This is a genomic window from Luteimonas saliphila, from assembly GCF_016774335.1.
GTDB lineage: Bacteria > Pseudomonadota > Gammaproteobacteria > Xanthomonadales > Xanthomonadaceae > Luteimonas > Luteimonas saliphila.
On the sequence record NZ_JAETWA010000013.1, the window covers coordinates 63921 to 76858 of the forward strand.

The window sequence follows — 12938 nt, forward strand, 5'->3', positions numbered from 1 at the left end:
ACCGCCCCCCGGAGCCGCCGCCATGACCGTCCGCCTGCTCGTTCCCGCCGTGGCGACCCTGCTGCTGGCCGCCTGCGCCTCCCAGCCCAGGCCTTTGCAGGGCAGTTACAGGGAGGCCACGCCGCACGCACTGATGCAGTCCGACGGCAGCGGCACGCCGGTGCGCTGGGGCGGCCGCATCGTGCAGGTGGAGCCGCGCGCCGACGAAACCTGCTTCGAGATGATCTCCACGCGCCTGACCGCGACCGGGCGGCCGTACTGGGCCAGCGACGACACCAACGGCCGCTTCATCGCCTGCCGCACCGGCTTCTACGACCCGGCGGTGTTCGAGGTCAATCGCGAAGTCACCTTCACCGGCCGGATCAGCGGCTACGAGACCCGTCGCATCGGCGAGTACGACTACCGCTTCCCCAGGGTCGCCGCCGACGTCGTCTACCTGTGGCCCAAGCGCGATGCGGTCAACGTCATCACCCGGCCCGAGCCGTGGCCGTGGTGGGGCTGGTGGTGAGAGGAGCCGTGATCGGAGGATTGGTGATTCGTGATTCGTGAAAAGCGGTCCGCAGGTGCTGTCTCTTCGAATCACGAATCACCAATCACCGCCCTCACGCTCCGAACCGCCCCAGCGGCGCACCCGCCAGCAGGTGCAGGTGGATCTGGAACACGGTCTGGCCGCCGTCGCCATTGCAGTTCATGACGATACGGTAGCCCTCTTGGTCGAAACCCTGGGCCTTGGCATAGCGCGCCGCCGCCAGCGCGAGCCGGCCGACCACCTCGGGCCTGTCCGCCGGAACCTCGTTGAGGGTCGCGAACGTTTCCTTCGGCACGAACAGCACGTGCACCGGCGCCTGCGGCGCGATGTCGCGGAAGGCGATGACGTGCTCGTCCTCGAACACGATATCGGCGGGAATCTCGCGGCGGATGATCTTGTGGAAGAGGGTGGGCATGGCTGGCCGGGAATCGGGAATCGGGAATCGGGAATCGGGAATCGGGAATCGGGAATCGGGAATCGGGAATCGGGAATCGGGAAGAGCATACCCCGCACCTGTATTGTCCAGCCGAAGACCCGTCCGGTTCGATTCGCCTCCGTAGCGGATCCGGAGAATCGCTTTTCCGAATCCCCGATCCCTGATCCCCAATCCCGGCTCTAAACCATCTCGCTGCGCGAGCCGAACGCGTGCGACAGGGTGCCCCGGTCGACGTACTCGAGTTCACCGCCCAGCGGCACGCCATGCGCCAGCCGGCTCGGACGCGCGCCGTGCTGGCGCGAGAGCTGGGCGAGGTAATGCGCGGTGGCCTCGCCTTCCACGGTAGGGTTGGTGGCGATGATCAGTTCCTGCACCTGCCCCTCCTGAAGCCGGTCCGACAGGCGGTCGAGGCCGATCTCGCGCGGGCCGATGCCGTCGAGCGGGCTCAGCCGCCCCTGCAGCACGAAGTAGAGGCCGCGGTACCCCGTGGCCTGCTCGATCGCGAGCCGGTCGGCCGCCGATTCGACCACGCACAGCTGGTGCGCGTCGCGCACGGCACTGGCGCAGGTGGCGCAGACCTCGGTTTCGCTGAAGTCGCGGCAGCGCGCGCAGTGGCCCACGCGTTCAACCGCCTCCGACAGGACCGAGGCCAGCCGCCGCCCGCCCTCGCGCTCGCGCTCGAGCACGTGGTAGGCCATGCGCTGCGCGGTCTTCTGGCCCACGCCGGGCAGGATCCGGAAGGCTTCGATCAGCTGTTCGAGGAGGGAGGACATCGGCAGGCCGTGACTGGTCGATTGGCGATTGGTGATTGGTAACCGCGACGTCGCTTGGCTGATCTTCGAATCACCAATCACCAATCACCAATCGCCGCTCCTCTCAGAACGGCAGTTTCATTCCCGGCGGCAGCGACATGCCGGCGGTCGCGCCGGCCATCTTCTCCTTCGAGGCGGCGTCGATCTTGTTCGAGGCGTCGTTGAAGGCCGCCGCCACCAGGTCTTCGGCCATTTCCGGGTCGGACAGCACGCTCGGGTCGATCCGCACCTTGCGGCACTCCTTGGCGCCGGACAGGGTCACGGTGACCATGCCGCCGCCGGCGCTGCCGGCGACTTCGAGCTCGGCGATCTCCTGCTGCACGCGCTGCATGTTCTCCTGCATCTTCTGCGCCTGCTGCATCAACTGGGCGATGTTTCCACGCATGCTGGTTCTCTAGCCTTCGTCGTAGGGTCGGATGGAATCGGGGACGAGCTTCGCACCCTGCTGCTGCATCAGCCGCTGCACGTTCGGGTCGGACAGGAACGCGCTTTCGGCGGCGGCCTGGCGCGCATCACGCTGGCGCACGTTGCGGGCGTGCAGGGTCTCGCCGGTGGCGGGCGCATCGTCGTCGAAGCGGATCTGCGGCGTCGCTCCGAGCGCGGGAGTCAACGCATTCGCCAGTTGCGAGACCAGGAACGGCGTCTTCAGGTGGTCGTCGCTGGCGGGCAGCGACAGGCGCAGGGTCCCGCCGTCCCAGCCGACGAACGCAGCGTGCGCGGCGAGCTCGCGGACCGGACCGCGCAGGCCAAGGCCGGCGACGAGGTCGAGCCAGCCCGGGGCGTCGAGCGGGCCATGCTTCGCAGCGGCGCCAGCGCCGGGCTCCTCGATCGGAGACGACGGCAGGGCGTCCGCAGGGGTTGCGCGGAAGTGCATGTCCGGTGCCGGGCGCACGATCGTTGCGGGCGGCGCGTCGCGCACCGGTTCGGCGGGCGACGCCGCTACACCAGGGACGCCGGTTCGCGGCGTCGCCGAGGCGCGCTCCGGGTGCGTTGGCGCGAGGCGGTCAGGCGCCTGCCGGGTGGATGCCCGGGTCATGTCCGAGTCCATCGCCGCACGCGCCGCGGCGGCCGCCGACCCCTCGGCGCGTGGCCGCGCCGGCATGGCGGGCGCGGCTGTCGCCTGCGCGTCGGCTTCGACCGGGCGGAACGCCAGCATCCGCAGCAGGCTCATCTCGAATCCGGCGCGCGGGCTCGGCGCCAGCGGCAGGTCGCGTCGGCCGCCCAGGGCCATCTGGTACCAGAGCTGCACCAGTTCCGGCCGCAGCGCCGAGGCCAGCGTTTCCACGTCGAAGCCGTCGCCCTCGGCGGTCGCCGCGGGCACGAGCTGCTTCACCTGGATCCGGTGCAGCGCCCCGGCCAGCGCATCGAGCACGCCGGCCCAGTCGGGCGAGACCTCCGCCAGCGCGGCCACCTCCGCCATGAGCCGCTCGCCGTCCCCCGTCGACAGCGCTTCGAGCAGCGCGCCGATGCGGGTGCGGTCGACAGTGCCCAGCATCTTTCCCACCACCTCGTCCGACAGCGCACCGCCGGAATAGGCGATCGCCTGGTCGAGCAGCGACAGGCCGTCGCGCAGGCTGCCGTCGGCGGCCTTCGCCAGCTGGCGGATCGCGCCCGGTTCGGCGTCGATGCCTTCGGCGCCGAGGATCATCTCGATCTGGCCGCGGATCTGTTCCTCGTCCAGGCGCTTGAGGTTGAACTGCAGGCAGCGCGAGAGCACGGTCACCAGCAGCTTTTCCGGATCCGTGGTCGCGAACAGGAACTTCACGTGGCCCGGCGGTTCCTCCAGCGTCTTGAGCAGCGCGTTGAACGCCGGCTTCGACAGCATGTGGACTTCGTCGATCAGGTAGACCTTGTAGCGGCCGCGCGAGGGCATGTACTGCGCGTTGTCGATCAGGTCGCGGACGTTGTCGACGCCGGTGTTGGAGGCGGCGTCGATCTCGAGGAGGTCGATGTAGCGGCCGGCGTCGATCGCCAGGCAGGTCTCGCATTCGCCGCAGGGATCGGCGCCGGTGCCCTTCTCGCAGTTCAGGCTTTTGGCGAAGATCCTCGCGATCGTGGTCTTGCCGACACCGCGGGTGCCGGTGAACAGGTAGGCGTGGTGGACCCGGCCCGAATCGAGCGCGTTGGAGAGCGCCCGGACCACGTGTTCCTGGCCCACCAGCTCGGCGAACCGCTTGGGACGCCACTTTCGGGCGAGGACGAGGTAGGACATGCGCCCATTGTGCCGCGCCCCGGAAAAATCTGCCTGTCCGGGCACGGAATGCGCTGCCGTGCGGAGGAAACGTCCATTCGCATGATCCGGCGCACTCGACTCCGCGGCATTCCCCGGATGCGGCCTGCGGCCATATCCGGGCGACGCGGCGCGGGCGCACGGCCGTAGCCCGGGTAAGCGCAGCGCACCCGGGGCGCCAGGGCTACGGCCAGCCGTTCTCGCGGGCGAGACGGTCGGCCTCGACGCGGTGGCCGACGCCCAACCTCGTCCGATCCTCCCCGGAGCTGAACTCCTCGCCCCCAAAAAGGGACCTGCGACTCGCTTTAACGCCACGCGGCCGCTAAAATCACCGGTCCGATCGGGGGGCAGGATGGCCGCCCGGGCGGGAACGGAGAGGTGTCCGAGTGGTTGAAGGAGCACGCCTGGAAAGTGTGTAAGCGTCTAAACCGCGCTTCGGGGGTTCGAATCCCCCTCTCTCCGCCAGTTTCAAGTGGTGTGGTGGTTCGGGTCGCGTGGGTTTCGCCGGCGGCTCCGGAGTGGGGGTGAGAACCCCCGCGGGTTCGACAAACCGCGCAGCGGTTTGCACGGCGAAGCCGCCCGAAGGGCGAGGCGCGCAGCGCCGAGTGAATCCCCCTCTCTCCGCCAGATTCATGAAGCGCCCCGGCAGGGGCGTTTCACATGTCCAGTCCTATGGTGGCCCCGTCGGCCCCTCGCGACGCTAGATCGAAAACCCCGCCAGGGCCGGAAGGCAGCAACGGTATCGATCGACGCGGGTGCCGAGGCAAGCTGGCGGGGCCATCGCCATTTCTGGCGCAGCGAACCGCGGCCATTCCCTGCCCCTGCCCGCGGCGACGTCGAGGATGCACGTCAGCAGACGAATTCCCGCCGCGCGGCCATCGCCATCATTTCCCCGACGCCAGCTCCACCTTCGGCTTGCCGTCCTGCTGGCTGAACGCGAACGCGTAGGACAATCGCAGCGCCACCGGCGTCTCCACCGCGTCCGCCTCGGCACAGGCATCCGCCACGGCGCGGCCGTCGGGCGTGCGGCAGACCAGTGCGGGGTCGTAGCGCCACAGGCGCACCGCCTGCGCGACAGCGTCGGCGAAGCGAGTGGCGTGCTGCGGCTCCGCCAGCGCGCGGCAGCTTTCGTCGCTGCGGGGGGACACGTCGGTAACGCTTCCCTCGCTGCCGATATCGACTTCCACGCACAGTTCCACCGGCGGCAGGCGCAGCGCCAGAACGTCCGCTGGATAGGCGGGCATCGGCGACTCCAGCAACTGCGGGAAAACGAACGCCTGGCTGGCATCGAGCTGCATGCGCGCCGCGCCGGCGGGCGGAGGCATCAGCGCCACATCCACATTTGCCACGGGCTCGGGCGGCTCGGCCGGCAACGTCCTGCAGCCGGTGGCGCAGGCCAGGCCGAGGAACATCAGCAGGTGGGCGCGCATTCTGTATCTCCGTCCATGGTGCGAGGTCTCCGTCGCCGCTACGGCACGATTCCCAGGGCGTCGGGCTGGCGCCCGGTCGCCCAGAAGTCGAGCACGCGCCACTCGTCGGCGTCGATGACGGCGATGCGGTCGGCGCCACTGATCGCGACATAGATGCGCGGCCGCGCGGGATCGGCGATCACGCCGATCGGCATCGGACCCTGGCCGAGCATGCTCTGCCCGGTCTCCGCGCCTTCGGGCTGCAGCGCGACCGTGGCCACCAGGCGGTGGTCGGTGGCGTCGAACACGCTCATGCTCCCGGACATGGCGTTGGTCACCAGCGCATGGCGGCCGTCGGGCGTGAACACGACGCGGATCGGAAAGCCCTTGCTCGGGAGCGTCGCGATCGTCTCCAGCGTGTCCGGATCGTGCACGGTCACCGTGTCCTCGGCGCGGTTGGTCACCCAGACCCGGCCGTCGGGCGCGACCTCGATGCCTTCGGCGCCGTCGCCCGCCGGAACCTCATGCGTCTTGCGGCCGGTGGCGAGGTCGATGCGCGCCACCGTACCGGCGGCGATCTTGCTGACGTACGCGGTCTCGCCATCGCCCGCCAGCGCGACCATGTGGCCGACGCCGTCGCCCACCTCGATCGCCTGCGCCACTTCGCCGGCCTCCAGATCCACGCGCAGCAGCGAGCGGCTCTGCTCGGTGGTCACCAGTGCGTGTCCATCGGCCAGCAGGCGGATGCCATGCGGGCGGGCGTGTCGGCCCATGTCGATCGAGCGCAGCACCTTGCCTGCGCCCGGATCGAGCACGGTCAGCGAGTGGCCGGCCTGCTGGTGCCCGTAGTCGGTGACGACGGCGAGGCGGCCATCGGGCGACACGGCGATCTCGTGCGGCCCCTGCCCGCTGGCGATCTCGCCCAGGCGGCGACCGTCCTCCAGCGACAGGCGCCAGACGGTGTCGTCGCTCTTGTTGCCGACCAGCAGCGTGCCCTGGGCAAGCGCCGCCACACACGCCAGGCAGAGCGACAGTCCCAGCAGAAACAATGTGAATCGCTTCATGACAACCTCTGCGTAGCCAACGACATGGAATGGACCGGGGAGCAACGAACTCTGCGGAACGGCTGCCCGCTACCGCTGCCCGTGGCGACGGTGTCAGCCCCCGGAGTCTGTGGGATGAGTTTGGCGCGGATGCAGCCAGTCCGACCTGCCATCGGTATAGCGCTCGTGCTTCCAGATCGGCACCCGGGATTTCACCTCGTCGATGATCCAGCGGCATGTGTCGAAGGCCGCGTCGCGGTGCGCGGCGCTCACGCCGACCCAGACCGCGAGCTCGCCGATCGGCAGGTCGCCCACGCGGTGCACGCAGCACGCATCGAGCGCACCGAATTTTTCCAGCGCCTCGAGCACGATGCGCTCGCCTTCGGCTTCGGCGAGCGCGACATAGGCTTCGTAGCGCAGCCCGTCCACCGGGCGGCCGTCGTTGTGGTTGCGCACCCAGCCTTCGAAGGCGGCGAACGCGCCTGCGCGTTCGTGCAGCAGGCGCGCGCGCAGCGGCGCGATGTCGATCGGTTCGGCGGCGATGCCGAAACGGTTCACCGCCGAGGCTCCGGCAATGCGCGGCGCGGATCCATCATCCCGGCCCGCCCGCACGCGTGCGGCCGACGAGGCGCCCGCAACGCCGGCCCGGGGCTAGCCACCCGACACCGGTGGAATGAAGGCGACCTCGGTCCCGTCGCGAACCGCGTCCGTCCAGGCGGCGAACGCGCCGTCCACCGCGACGCGCAGATGCGCCAACGGCAGCACGAAGCCGTGGCGCAGGCGCGTTTCCTCGTACAGCGCCGCCAGGTCGGGCGCAGCGGACTCCAGCGTTTCCGATGCGGCGCCGGCCGCATCGCGCAGGCTGGCGAAATAGAGTAGCGTGACCCGCGCCATCAGCCCACCTTCCCGACATCGCGCTTGCCGCCGCGCTTGCCGACCAGCTTCGCCGGGCCGATCACGATGGCATGGGAGAGGGCCTTGCACATGTCGTACACCGTCAACGCGGCCACGGTGGCGCCGGTGAGCGCCTCCATCTCCACACCGGTGCGATGGGTGGTCGTGACCAGGCATTCGATCCGCAGTTCGCGCTCGCCGCGCCAGTCGATCGCGATGCGCACGCCTTCGATCGGCAGCGGGTGGCAGAACGGGATCAGTTCGTGGGTGCGCTTGACCGCCATCGTGCCGGCGATCACGGCAGTGTCGACGATCCCGCCCTTGGCGCTGCGCAGGCCGGACGCGTGCAGTTGCGCGGCGACGTCCGCGGGAAAGCGCACGCGGCATTCGGCGAGCGCGCGGCGCGTGGTCACCGGCTTGGCGGACACATCGACCATGGCCGGCCGGCCGTCGGCATCGAGGTGGGTCAACTGCGCTCTCGCTGCCATCGCTGTCTTCACTTCCGGGCGGACTTCGCCAGTGCGGTCGGATCGCCATGCGCGGCGTTCAGCTCGATCGCCGCCGAGACAAGCCGGCGCACCGTCTCCCGGGAAATCTTATCGCCTTCGCACAGCGCCAGGGTCGCCATCTCGTACTTTCCGCCGGGCCTGAGCCGCGATTCGATATCGCGCAGGCGCTGCCCGCGCCAGAAACCGAAGAGCATGCGCGCATCCTCTGCGCGGATCAGGTAAGCAGGCCCGTTCGCCGAGTAGACCAGGTGCCCCCAACGGATGCGTTCCTCGACTTGCGCCGGCTCGAGCGCGATCGCCCGCAAGCGCGATACCAGCGCAAGCCGCCAGCCGTCGAGTGCGGCGACATAGGCGTCGGGACTGGCCGCAGGCAACGCCCTTCTCATCGGCCTCAACCACCCACCAGGAACATTTCCACGTGGCGGCGCGAGGCCTGCGCGCTGCCACGCAGTTCACTGTAACGGTCCGCGCGCGCCGTCCACAAACCCGCGAGGCGCTCGGCCACGGCGAACTCGCCCTGCGCCAGCGTCGGGCGCAGATCGACACCATCGGCCGAGAACAGGCAGGTATGGAGGCGCCCGTCCGCCGAAACCCGGGCGCGGTGGCAGTCGCCACAGAACGGCGCGGTGACCGAACTGACGAAACCGACTTCGCCGCCGCCATCGACGAACGCGTGGCGCTGCGCCACCTCGCCGCGGTAGTTGGCGTCGAGCGCCTGTAGCGGCCAGCGGGCGTGGATTCGGTCGCGCAGCTCCGCCGACGGCACCACCCGTTCGCGTCGCCAGCCGTTGCATGTGCCTACGTCCATGTATTCGATGAAGCGCACGACGTGCCCGCTGCCGCGGAAATATTCGATCAGCGCAAGCGCGGCATCGTCGTTGACGCCGCGCTGCACGACGCAGTTGATCTTGAGCCGACGGAAACCGGCCGTCTCGGCGGCCGCGATCCCGGCCAGCACATCGGCCACCTCGCCACGCCCGCCCGACAACGCGTGGAACAGCGCCGGGTCCAGGGCATCCAGACTGACCGTGATGCGGCGCAGCCCGGCCTCGTGCAGCGCATGGGCGTGGCGCGCGAGCAGCGCGCCGTTGGTGGTCATCGCCAGGTCGTCGATGCCGCCGATGCGCGCCAGCCGCGCCACCAGCGCGGGCAGGCCCTTGCGCAGCAGCGGCTCGCCGCCGGTGATGCGAAGTTTCGTCACTCCCACGCGCGCGGCCCCGCGTGCCAGCGCCTCGATTTCGTCGAACGTCATCCGCCCCGCCGCGTCGAAGCCGTAGTCGTCGGGCACCCGGTCGGCCGGCATGCAGTAGCCGCAGCGGAAGTTGCAGGCCTCGATCACCGACAGCCGCAGGTCGCGCAAGGGCCGGCCCATCCGGTCCAGCGGCGCCGACAGGACTTGCGGCTGCGCGTTCATGCCACGTCGCCGGGTGGCGCAAGCGGCGCTTCGAGCGGGAACGCTTGGCCCATGCGTGCCACGAGGTAACCACGCGCGGCAAGCGCGTCGCCATCGGCCGCGGAGGCGTAGTGGTAGAGCACGCAACGCGCCAGCACGGCAGGCTCGTATTCGCGCTCGAGGTCGGCGATGCCGCTGTGCGAGGGATTGCCGTACAGTCCGCAGTCGTGGGCGATCAGTTCGCCGGCGTCGGCATGCCGACGCAACTGGTCGGGGATCGGACGGGTGTCGCCGCTCCACACCACGCTGCCCGGCAGCCGCAGGCCGAACGCGGTCCCGGGCCAGTGATGGCGCGCCGGGAACACCTCAAGCCGCTGCCCGTCGTGCCAGAACGCGTCGCCCACCGGCACGAGATGGAACGCATCCCAGAAGTTGGCGCCGCCCTCGGCCAGGACGTTCGGATACGCGCCCACCCGCTGGTGCAGCAGCGGCACCACTCCGGCCGGCACGTAGACCGGCATGCGGCCACGGCGGGCGGCGTCGAAGTAGCCGGAGACGAACAGCCGCTCGAACCCGCCGACATGGTCGAGATGGGTGTGGGTGACGAACAGCGCGCGCGGCGGCTCGCCGTACTGCGCCAGGCAGGCGCTGAGGCCTTCGCTGCCGCAATCGATGGTGAGCCACGGCGCGCCGTCGCGCTCGATGGTGGCCATCGGCGAGCCGAGCTCGGTCGCCGAGGCATTGCCCACGCCGTGGAAGCGCAAGGACCACATCAGCACGGCCCTGCCGATGCGGCGGCCGTGGACGCCATTCGATGCGCGTGCGCGATCACGGCTAGTTGCCCTTAGCCCAGCGTGCGTCGTAGGCCTTGCGCAGGCGCGCGAAGCCGGCGTCGACCGCGTCGCGGCGCCCGTCGCCACCCACCTTGTGCAGCGAACGCAGCAGCCGCTGCAGGTTGCGCTCGCGCCAGGCGGTATCGGGGATGTGCATGCGGCTGCGGTCGAAATCGATCATCCAGCCCTTGCCGGCCGGGTCGAAGAGCACGTTGTGCGCGTTCAGGTCGGCGTGGTCGAGGCCTTCGCGATGGAAGCGCGCGACCAGCCGCCCGGTGGTGTCCCACGGCGCGTCCGCGGGCGCGGCCAGCACCAGGTCGGCCAGCGACTGCACGTCCATCAGCCGCTCGACGATGATCCATGCGCGATAGCTGAAACGGCTGCGCAGATAGCACGCGGCGACCGGCTGCGGCACCGGGCACTTGCGCCGCAGCAGTTCGCGCAGCAGCCGGAACTCGGCGAAGCCGCGGGTGCGGTTGGCGCCGCGCCACAGATAGCGGTCGCGGCTGACCTTCGCCGCGAGCCCGCCGCGCAGGTACTGGCGCAGCACGCAGGGGCCGTGGCTGGCCTCGACGAACCAGGCGCCGCCGCGGCCGCTGCCATCCACCTGGCGCGCACGCATGCCCCATTCCTGCGGGTCGAACCAGCGCGGGTCGACTTGCCGCAGTTGCGTCAAGTCGAACAGAATCGCCCCATACTCCCCGCTGCCACGATGATCGTGGAAGGGCGTCAGGCTCTCAGTGGCGTCGAACGCGGCCATCCAGCGAGTCTAACAAGCCGTGACGATCCCCCCCGCAGCCCCCCGCTCGATCTGCCTGCTGCGCCTGTCGGCGCTGGGCGACGTGACCCACGTGCTGCCGCTGGTGCACACGCTGCGGGCCGCCTGGCCCGACGTCGCCCTGACCTGGGTGATCGGCAAGGGCGAGCAGCGCCTGCTGGAGGGGCTGCCCGGGGTCGAGTTCCTCGTCTACGACAAGAAGACCGGGCTGGCCGGCATGCGTGCCCTGCGCCGCTCCCTGCGCGGCCGCCGCTTCGACGCCCTGCTGCAGATGCAGGTGGCGGCGCGGGCGAACCTGCTGTCGGCCTTCGTCCCGGCGCGGCGGCGGATCGGCTACGACCGTGCGCGCTCGAAGGACCTGCACGGGCTGTTCGTGAACGAACGCATTCCCGACCGCCCCGGCATCCACGTGCTCGACGCGATCGGCAGCTTCTGCGAACCGCTGGGCCTGCGCCAGGACGCCGTGCGCTGGGAGATGCCGGTGCCCGACGAGGCCCGCGCCTGGGCCCGCGCGCAGTGGCCGGACGATGGCGCGCCGACCCTGCTGGTCTCGCCCTGCTCCAGCCACGTGCGCCGCAACTGGTTCCCGGACCGGCATGCCGCCCTCGCCGACCACGCCGCGCGCCAGGGCTGGCGGATCGTGCTGTGCGGCGGCCGCAGCGCGCTCGAGCGCGACACGGCCGATGCCATCCTCGCGGCGATGCGCGCGCCGGCGCTGGACCTGGTCGGCAAGGACACGCTCAAGCAGTTGCCCGCCCTGCTTGAGCGCGCGGCGCTGGTGGTCACGCCCGATTCGGGCCCCATGCACATCGCCAATGCCATGGGAACGAAGGTGCTGGGGCTGCATGCGGCCAGCAACCCCGCGCGCAGCGGCCCGTATTCGGACCGTCGCTACTGCGTGGACCGCTACGACGACGCGGCCCGCCGATACCTCGGCAAACCCGCCACGGAACTCGCCTGGGGTACCAAGATCGAGTTCGACGGCGTCATGGACCTGGTCACGGTCGACGACGCGATCGCCGCGTTCGAGCGCTACCGCAGCGACCATCGCTGAGCCGCACGCGGCGCCCCTGCGGGCGTCCTCTCGCCCTCGGCAGTCACCAACGGCAACCGGCTTCACGCCACCATTTCGCGGTATTCGCGACGTGCGACTGCAACTACACGTGCAACGCGATTCTCCGACCCGCCTGTCCGGCACCCGATCCCGGGGGCGAGTCGGCGCCGACCGCCCCCGCAAGCCGGACACTGAAAATAACGCCTGTCTCCGCCCGCGCACCGGCGTAGCCGTTGCCGCGTCGCGACGCGCCGTCCCTCAGGCGCCAGAGCCGGCGCCGTAGTCCTGGTAGGACTTTTCCTCGACGTAGGCCGAGCCCAGCGCCAGGTTGATGTCCTTCTTGATCCGGGCGCGGGTGTCGTTCTCGAAGTACACGCTGCGCGCGAGCCGGACGAACTCCTCGTCGAAGGCCTGGGCCTTCTCCTTCAGGCGGATGTCGTCCTCAATCACCCACAGCCGCTCGTTGACCGCCTTGAGGTCGGCGCGCAGCCGGGCGATGTCGCCGGTGGCGGCCGGGTGCGCCATCCAGGTGTTCTCCAACGCGGCCAGCTCGTTGCGTACGTTCGCCAGCTTGGCCGGGTCCGACATGCGCTCGGACTTGATCTGCAGGATCGCGATCTTGTCGAGCAGTTCGCCGAACGAGACGGGCACGGAAATCTCGGACATGGAGGGGGTTCCGGGGGGAATCGGGCCGACTAGTCTACCCGCCGCGCCTTGTCCACCGGCACCCCGGTCCGTATCATTGCGCCCCCCGGTGTCGAGCACCGGACCGCACGCGACACCAGGTTCCGGAGAGGTGGCAGAGCGGTTGAATGTACCTGACTCGAAATCAGGCAGGCGTTTATAGCGCCTCGGGGGTTCGAATCCCCCCCTCTCCGCCAGATCTCTGAATAAGCCCTTGACCTCCAAGGGCTTTTTCTTTTTTTGGGCAAGTTCTCGACTGGCGGCGACGCAGGTCGGTGTCGCGACGATCACGCCGCGTCGGCACGCTGTGCGACGGCCCGGTCGTCGCGCCGGA

Annotated in this window: 16 protein-coding genes, 2 tRNA genes and 2 other RNA genes; 6 read left to right on the forward strand and 14 right to left on the reverse strand. The window is 70.0% G+C overall.

Annotated features, from left to right (window positions below):
• Positions 1–22 precede the first annotated feature (22 nt).
• Positions 23–508 carry a Slp family lipoprotein gene (locus JMO03_RS02710; RefSeq protein WP_202839980.1) on the forward strand — a complete coding sequence of 162 codons (486 nt, stop codon included), beginning with the start codon at positions 23–25 and terminating at the stop codon, positions 506–508.
• A gap of 94 nt (positions 509–602) precedes the next feature.
• Here JMO03_RS02710 and JMO03_RS02715 read toward each other — a convergent pair whose 3' ends face one another.
• The 4 genes from JMO03_RS02715 to dnaX all read right to left on the reverse strand — a co-directional run bounded on the left by JMO03_RS02715 (position 603) and on the right by dnaX (position 3989).
• Positions 603–944, reverse strand: a complete 342-nt coding sequence (locus JMO03_RS02715) for a histidine triad nucleotide-binding protein (RefSeq protein ID WP_202839982.1) — start codon at positions 942–944, stop codon at positions 603–605.
• 200 nt (positions 945–1144) lie between these two features.
• Positions 1145–1738 (reverse strand): recombination mediator RecR, encoded by a 594-nt coding sequence (recR, locus tag JMO03_RS02720; RefSeq protein ID WP_202839983.1) that lies wholly within the window; start codon positions 1736–1738, stop codon positions 1145–1147.
• A 103-nt stretch (positions 1739–1841) separates the two neighbouring features.
• Entirely contained in the window at positions 1842–2162 is a 321-nt protein-coding gene (locus JMO03_RS02725) for a YbaB/EbfC family nucleoid-associated protein (RefSeq protein WP_202839985.1), read from the reverse strand.
• Positions 2163–2171: 9 nt separating this feature from the next.
• The gene (gene dnaX / locus JMO03_RS02730; RefSeq protein WP_202839987.1) at positions 2172–3989 is read right to left on the reverse strand and encodes a DNA polymerase III subunit gamma/tau; all 1818 of its coding nucleotides are present in this window, start codon (positions 3987–3989) and stop codon (positions 2172–2174) included.
• 390 nt (positions 3990–4379) lie between these two features.
• Here dnaX and JMO03_RS02735 point away from each other — a divergent pair.
• The 3 genes from JMO03_RS02735 to ffs all read left to right on the forward strand — a co-directional run bounded on the left by JMO03_RS02735 (position 4380) and on the right by ffs (position 4785).
• Positions 4380–4472, forward strand: a tRNA-Ser gene (locus tag JMO03_RS02735).
• A gap of 39 nt (positions 4473–4511) precedes the next feature.
• A non-coding RNA gene (locus JMO03_RS02740) (RtT sRNA) lies at positions 4512–4634 on the forward strand.
• Between the two features lie 54 nt (positions 4635–4688).
• An RNA gene (gene ffs / locus JMO03_RS02745) (signal recognition particle sRNA small type) lies at positions 4689–4785 on the forward strand.
• A gap of 106 nt (positions 4786–4891) precedes the next feature.
• Here ffs and JMO03_RS02750 read toward each other — a convergent pair.
• The 9 genes from JMO03_RS02750 to JMO03_RS02790 all read right to left on the reverse strand — a co-directional run bounded on the left by JMO03_RS02750 (position 4892) and on the right by JMO03_RS02790 (position 10848).
• On the reverse strand, positions 4892–5437 hold the full coding sequence (locus JMO03_RS02750; protein ID WP_202839989.1) for an energy transducer TonB: 546 nt from the start codon (positions 5435–5437) through the stop codon (positions 4892–4894).
• A 38-nt stretch (positions 5438–5475) separates the two neighbouring features.
• Entirely contained in the window at positions 5476–6480 is a 1005-nt protein-coding gene (locus tag JMO03_RS02755) for a Vgb family protein (RefSeq protein ID WP_202839991.1), read from the reverse strand.
• Positions 6481–6573: 93 nt separating this feature from the next.
• Entirely contained in the window at positions 6574–7017 is a 444-nt protein-coding gene (locus tag JMO03_RS02760) for a molybdenum cofactor biosynthesis protein MoaE (RefSeq protein WP_202839993.1), read from the reverse strand.
• Between the two features lie 93 nt (positions 7018–7110).
• Positions 7111–7356 carry a MoaD/ThiS family protein gene (locus tag JMO03_RS02765; protein WP_202840096.1) on the reverse strand — a complete coding sequence of 82 codons (246 nt, stop codon included), beginning with the start codon at positions 7354–7356 and terminating at the stop codon, positions 7111–7113.
• Positions 7353–7841 (reverse strand): cyclic pyranopterin monophosphate synthase MoaC, encoded by a 489-nt coding sequence (moaC, locus tag JMO03_RS02770; protein ID WP_202839995.1) that lies wholly within the window; start codon positions 7839–7841, stop codon positions 7353–7355. Before moaC ends, JMO03_RS02765 begins: the two co-directional genes overlap by 4 nt.
• 8 nt (positions 7842–7849) lie before the next feature.
• Positions 7850–8236 carry a DUF1801 domain-containing protein gene (locus JMO03_RS02775; RefSeq protein WP_202839997.1) on the reverse strand — a complete coding sequence of 129 codons (387 nt, stop codon included), beginning with the start codon at positions 8234–8236 and terminating at the stop codon, positions 7850–7852.
• Positions 8237–8253: 17 nt separating this feature from the next.
• On the reverse strand, positions 8254–9276 hold the full coding sequence (gene moaA, locus JMO03_RS02780) for a GTP 3',8-cyclase MoaA (protein WP_202839999.1): 1023 nt from the start codon (positions 9274–9276) through the stop codon (positions 8254–8256).
• The gene (locus JMO03_RS02785) at positions 9273–10028 is read right to left on the reverse strand and encodes an MBL fold metallo-hydrolase (RefSeq protein WP_425491764.1); all 756 of its coding nucleotides are present in this window, start codon (positions 10026–10028) and stop codon (positions 9273–9275) included. Before JMO03_RS02785 ends, moaA begins: the two co-directional genes overlap by 4 nt.
• 61 nt (positions 10029–10089) lie before the next feature.
• Positions 10090–10848: a 3-deoxy-D-manno-octulosonic acid kinase gene (locus JMO03_RS02790; RefSeq protein ID WP_202840001.1), complete on the reverse strand. Its 759-nt coding sequence runs from the start codon at positions 10846–10848 to the stop codon at positions 10090–10092.
• Positions 10849–10873: 25 nt separating this feature from the next.
• Between JMO03_RS02790 and JMO03_RS02795 the strand changes: the two genes are divergently transcribed.
• On the forward strand, positions 10874–11920 hold the full coding sequence (locus JMO03_RS02795; protein WP_202840100.1) for a glycosyltransferase family 9 protein: 1047 nt from the start codon (positions 10874–10876) through the stop codon (positions 11918–11920).
• A gap of 258 nt (positions 11921–12178) precedes the next feature.
• Here the strand turns inward: JMO03_RS02795 and JMO03_RS02800 are convergent, their stop codons facing one another.
• Positions 12179–12586, reverse strand: coding sequence for a DUF6165 family protein (locus JMO03_RS02800; protein WP_202840003.1), 408 nt, complete (start codon positions 12584–12586; stop codon positions 12179–12181).
• 124 nt (positions 12587–12710) lie between these two features.
• On the opposite strand from JMO03_RS02800, the gene JMO03_RS02805 reads away from it, so the two are divergent.
• Positions 12711–12801: transfer RNA gene (locus JMO03_RS02805), tRNA-Ser, on the forward strand.
• Positions 12802–12938 lie beyond the last annotated feature (137 nt).

What these genes read in the sequence shown, in the direction of transcription:
- JMO03_RS02710 (WP_202839980.1), top strand. Translation starts at nt 23, where the DNA reads ATGACCGTCCGCCTGCTCGTTCCCGCCGTGGCGACCCTGCTGCTGGCC.
- JMO03_RS02715 (WP_202839982.1), bottom strand. Translation starts at nt 944, where the DNA reads ATGCCCACCCTCTTCCACAAGATCATCCGCCGCGAGATTCCCGCCGAT.
- recR (WP_202839983.1), bottom strand. Translation starts at nt 1,738, where the DNA reads ATGTCCTCCCTCCTCGAACAGCTGATCGAAGCCTTCCGGATCCTGCCC.
- JMO03_RS02725 (WP_202839985.1), bottom strand. Translation starts at nt 2,162, where the DNA reads ATGCGTGGAAACATCGCCCAGTTGATGCAGCAGGCGCAGAAGATGCAG.
- dnaX (WP_202839987.1), bottom strand. Translation starts at nt 3,989, where the DNA reads ATGTCCTACCTCGTCCTCGCCCGAAAGTGGCGTCCCAAGCGGTTCGCC.
- JMO03_RS02750 (WP_202839989.1), bottom strand. Translation starts at nt 5,437, where the DNA reads ATGCGCGCCCACCTGCTGATGTTCCTCGGCCTGGCCTGCGCCACCGGC.
- JMO03_RS02755 (WP_202839991.1), bottom strand. Translation starts at nt 6,480, where the DNA reads ATGAAGCGATTCACATTGTTTCTGCTGGGACTGTCGCTCTGCCTGGCG.
- moaC (WP_202839995.1), bottom strand. Translation starts at nt 7,841, where the DNA reads ATGGCAGCGAGAGCGCAGTTGACCCACCTCGATGCCGACGGCCGGCCG.
- moaA (WP_202839999.1), bottom strand. Translation starts at nt 9,276, where the DNA reads ATGAACGCGCAGCCGCAAGTCCTGTCGGCGCCGCTGGACCGGATGGGC.
- JMO03_RS02785 (WP_425491764.1), bottom strand. Translation starts at nt 10,028, where the DNA reads ATGTGGTCCTTGCGCTTCCACGGCGTGGGCAATGCCTCGGCGACCGAG.
- JMO03_RS02790 (WP_202840001.1), bottom strand. Translation starts at nt 10,848, where the DNA reads ATGGCCGCGTTCGACGCCACTGAGAGCCTGACGCCCTTCCACGATCAT.
- JMO03_RS02800 (WP_202840003.1), bottom strand. Translation starts at nt 12,586, where the DNA reads ATGTCCGAGATTTCCGTGCCCGTCTCGTTCGGCGAACTGCTCGACAAG.